Origin of the sequence: Nostoc sp. CHAB 5836 (assembly GCF_020829445.1) — a bacterium.
GTDB lineage: Bacteria > Cyanobacteriota > Cyanobacteriia > Cyanobacteriales > Nostocaceae > Nostoc.
On the sequence record NZ_JAIVFV010000351.1, the window covers coordinates 1 to 2,886 of the forward strand.

Genomic DNA, 2,886 nt, shown 5'->3' on the forward strand with positions numbered 1-2,886 from the left:
GCAAACAGGATCAGGGCAAGAACCGTACATCTAAGGTAATACCTGAAAAGCGGATATTATTTGAACAGTTGTCTTTACAATTGTTTAATTAAGAATCCCCGTTCCCTTTAGGGCGGGGAGTGTCAACATCCGCCGACAAGTTCGGTCATGGTTAAAAGCGGGGGTGATGGACGGTAAGCAGTTGTTTCCAACATCTGAGGGAACGCCGCAGGGTGGAGTCATTTCTCCATTACTGGCAAATATTGCTCTCCACGGGATGGAAGAACGAATTAAGAAATTTGCCAAAACCTTAGATATGAAAAATTCAACAGGTAAATGGCAAGTAAGCTGGCAAGAAAAATGTAAAAGCCTAACTTTAGTTCGATACGCCGATGACTTCAACAGTGGTAAGTAAGGTTATCTTTGCTGACTTAGATAATCTCATGTATCCAAAGCTAAAGGCTTGGGCGCAACACCGCCACCCCAAGAAATCTGGGGGATGGGTGTCAAAGAAATATTGGCAAACTATAGGCGGTGATAATTGGGCATTCGCAACCAGACAGGAGGGTAAAAACCCGATGCGGTTACGGTCACATACGGAAACAAAGATTATCCGTCATGTGAAAGTCAAAGGCGATGCCAGTCCCTACGATGGCAACCTAATTTACTGGAGTTCAAGAATGGGGAAACACCCCGAAACGACTTATCGAGTGGCAACGCTCCTAAAGTCACAGTCAGGGAAATGCACCCACTGCGGAATGTACTTTCGAGAAGAAGATGTACTGGAGATTGACCACAAAATCCCCAAAAGTTTGGGAGGCAAAGACGAATATAAAAATCTCCAGATATTACACTGATGGCAGGGCAAGAGAAAACACTCAAGACTATGAAAGCCAAATATTTGCAGCCATAAACCCACTCTTTCTTCTTTACTTTCATTATCAATTACCAAAAATATTTCTGGATTATGGTTCAAACAATACAGGCTAAAGAAATTACCCTACTTGATTTAGAGACCAGATTTGGACTCGAATTAGTTGAGGATGAGCAATTTTTTAGAGAGTGGCAAGATAACTTACCAGAAATTACCAACTCCCAAAAACAACAGCTCGACCGAGTTAAGGCAAGTTATGCCAATTTGCTCAAGTACCCTCCCCTGCTGGAAAACACCGTCAAGATGGTGGTGCTGTCTCCTTTGTTGGATTTAGCAGACTTTTATCTATCCCCGTTTCATGTCAAATCTGAAAAATCTGTAGAAGTTTCGGCTGAAGATGAAGGCGTAAGGGTCAAAGGGCAGATTGATATCTTAGTTTTGTTTGAACAGCTAGTAGTAGTAGTTATAGAGTCTAAACAAGCAGCTTTTTCCGTAGAGGTGGGCAAACCACATCTGCTAGCTTATATGCTGGCAGTCTCTAACTCAGATAAACCGGTATACGGACTAATCTCCAATGGCAGTAGTTTTATTTTTGTTAAATTGTTGAAGGAGGCAGGAGGCAGGAGGCAGGAGGCAGAAGGAGTTTTTCAGTTGGGGATTCGACCCCAACTGAAAAAGAGCCACTGAACGAGAGTTCAGTGGGGGTCTTAAACCCCTGTTCCCTCTGGTCACAGCAGGAGTTAGGGGTCAGTTTTCCTCCTGCCTCCTGCCTCCTAACTCCTGCCTCCGATAAAACAAGAAACACCAAAATATGTATTGTCTCGCTTGTTCTACATTTTCAATCCGGGAAATGAATTATATACGGTTTTGAGTGTGTTGAAGCGTCTGGGGCAATTGGCGAGAAATGGCGGTTAGGAGAGTGGGTAGACGGGTTGGGTGATGTTTGAGAAAAGTTGAAATTGCGTTCAAGCAAGCAGCCATTCGACCAAGAAACTGTTAGCCGTAGCAAGCTTTACACACCAAATGAGTGTAGAGAAATGTGCTTCTCGCAATCTGGGGGGCTTGAAAGTTGTGTAAAAAGCCACTTTTGAGAGAGGATCTAGTTTAAAGTACTCTTTCAACTGCCCGTGAACACCCGCGCGATCGCTAACAATTTTAATCCTGAATCGCTGGCGTTAACTGAACCAGTACCGCTTATGCACCCGGCTGAAGTTTACCTCAACAGTCTTGGGGAGGGTTCAAGACGGACGATGCGAGAGGCGTTAAATGCGATCGCCCAACTCCTAAGCAGTGGTACTTGTGATGCAAGCACTTAGCCTATACCACTGGTCAAACTATTTATCAAATCAAGCATAATTTGCTGTCTAATTATTTAATTCAGCAACTAAAACGCCCAAGTATTCCGATGTGCTTGGTTTGATTTAAATTGTCCCGTGGCAGGGCTGCGCCCTGCCCGCTATTTGTGCCAGTTGCGTAAGTCCTGGGCGATATTCTTCTTGGCAATAGAGCGGAAGTGCTGCAATCTCGCCACGACTGAGCCGATTGAAAGTGGGGATTGTGGCTGCGGTGAGCCAGCTATCAATCTCTGTGTGTGTAAGCAAACATCTGTCCAGAAGAGCGGGAAACCCATCATCGCCTCTACTAAATGAGGATTGAAGGCGCGAGAAGTCGCTATATCCAATCCTGCGGCTACATCCTTGAGATTGGGCGGACGCTGTTTGTGTAACTGGTAGGGGCTGCCGCTTTTCCAGTCGCTGGCAATTGGCGTGGGTAGCATTACCCAATTCTCCAAATTCATGCCGTGGCTGCCTTTCACCTCCGAGGGCGTTGGCATTGAGCTGCGTGAGCGCCATTCTTTGCGAAGCAATATCCGTTGGTAGCATCACCGCCGCCGATAGGTGTAACGTCAGTAGACCGAAAACTTTTGCGATCGCTAAAAAATAGTAGTGTACGATACCGTTTTTTGGGGAATATAAAAAAGCTGATTGCCTTAGCTCTATGATAAGTTTTATTTATTAATGAACCCCAAAAAC

The 2,886-nt window shown here is 45.0% G+C and carries 5 protein-coding genes and 1 pseudogene; 4 read left to right on the top strand and 2 right to left on the bottom strand.

Annotated elements, in window-relative coordinates:
• Positions 1-166: 166 nt before the first annotated feature.
• The 4 genes and pseudogenes from LC605_RS32240 to LC605_RS32255 all read left to right on the top strand — a co-directional run.
• The gene (locus tag LC605_RS32240; protein ID WP_229551437.1) at positions 167-394 is read left to right on the top strand and encodes a reverse transcriptase domain-containing protein; all 228 of its coding nucleotides are present in this window, start codon (positions 167-169) and stop codon (positions 392-394) included.
• A complete protein-coding gene (locus tag LC605_RS32245) occupies positions 372-836 on the top strand; it encodes an HNH endonuclease (protein WP_229551438.1) in 465 nt (154 codons plus the stop codon). The genes LC605_RS32240 and LC605_RS32245 overlap by 23 nt, the downstream gene beginning before the upstream one ends.
• A gap of 110 nt (positions 837-946) precedes the next feature.
• Complete coding sequence (locus tag LC605_RS32250) at positions 947-1,540, top strand: DUF2959 domain-containing protein (protein WP_229551439.1); 594 nt, start codon at positions 947-949, stop codon at positions 1,538-1,540.
• A gap of 440 nt (positions 1,541-1,980) precedes the next feature.
• Positions 1,981-2,166 (top strand): annotated as a pseudogene (locus LC605_RS32255) (integrase); the annotation flags it as partial.
• Between the two features lie 143 nt (positions 2,167-2,309).
• Here the strand turns inward: LC605_RS32255 and LC605_RS32260 are convergent.
• On the bottom strand, positions 2,310-2,687 hold the full coding sequence (locus tag LC605_RS32260; protein ID WP_229551440.1) for a hypothetical protein: 378 nt from the start codon (positions 2,685-2,687) through the stop codon (positions 2,310-2,312).
• Positions 2,666-2,886: hypothetical protein (locus LC605_RS32265; RefSeq protein ID WP_229551441.1), on the bottom strand; the 221-nt coding region annotated here is incomplete at its 5' end. The genes LC605_RS32265 and LC605_RS32260, both read right to left, overlap by 22 nt.